The 738-nt window shown below is 59.6% G+C and carries 1 protein-coding gene; it reads right to left on the bottom strand.

Annotated elements, in window-relative coordinates:
* Positions 1-738, bottom strand: a 738-nt coding sequence (locus tag GO984_RS23285; protein ID WP_245231233.1) for a methyl-accepting chemotaxis protein, incomplete at both ends; no start/stop codon positions are given.

Below are 738 nucleotides of genomic sequence, written 5' to 3'. Positions count from 1 at the left end.
GCTGTCCTCTGCAGGTGCTTGCTGGTTGCCGTCGATGTTAAAGTGCGACACCAGTTTGGCCAGTTTGTTGGCATCGGTATTCAGCAGATGGCTGGCGGCGGTGGCCTCTTCCACCATGGCAGCGTTTTGTTGGGTCACCTGGTCCAGCTGTGTCACGCCGAGGTTAATCTCACCCAGACCTGTAGACTGTTCGGATGTGCCAACCGCCATTTCGGAGACCAGCTGCGAGATATGGCTCACCCGCTCCACAATGCTGTTCAGCGCTGTGCCGGCTTTGCCAACCAGATCAACACCCTGCTCGACCTGTTTCGAGCTGTCGCCGATCAGTGTCTTGATCTCCATCGCGGCATCCGAGGAGCGCTGCGCCAGGGCGCGCACTTCGGACGCCACCACGGCGAACCCACGGCCAGCTTCACCCGCCCGGGCTGCCTCGACCCCGGCATTCAGCGCCAACAGATTGGTCTGGAAGGCAATATCATCAATGACGCTGATGATCTGGCTGATATGGCGGGCCGAGTCCTCAATTTCAGTCATCGCTGACACCGCGTTTTGCACCACTGTCCCACTGGCTTCTGCTTCGGACTTAGCCTCGTTGACGATACCTTCAACGCTGCGGGCGCCTTCTGACGCGGATTTGACGCTGGTGGTCATTTCCTCCAGTGCTGCGGCCGTCTGTTCCAGCGTTGCCGCCTGACTTTCGGTGCGCTGAGACAGATCATCCGACGCCTGGCTGATCTC

The sequence above is a fragment of the Parasedimentitalea huanghaiensis genome, assembly GCF_009753675.1.
GTDB classification, from domain to species: domain Bacteria; phylum Pseudomonadota; class Alphaproteobacteria; order Rhodobacterales; family Rhodobacteraceae; genus Parasedimentitalea; species Parasedimentitalea huanghaiensis.
Note: the sequence above shows the minus strand (reverse complement) of the source record. Positions and strands in the feature narration are given on the sequence as shown.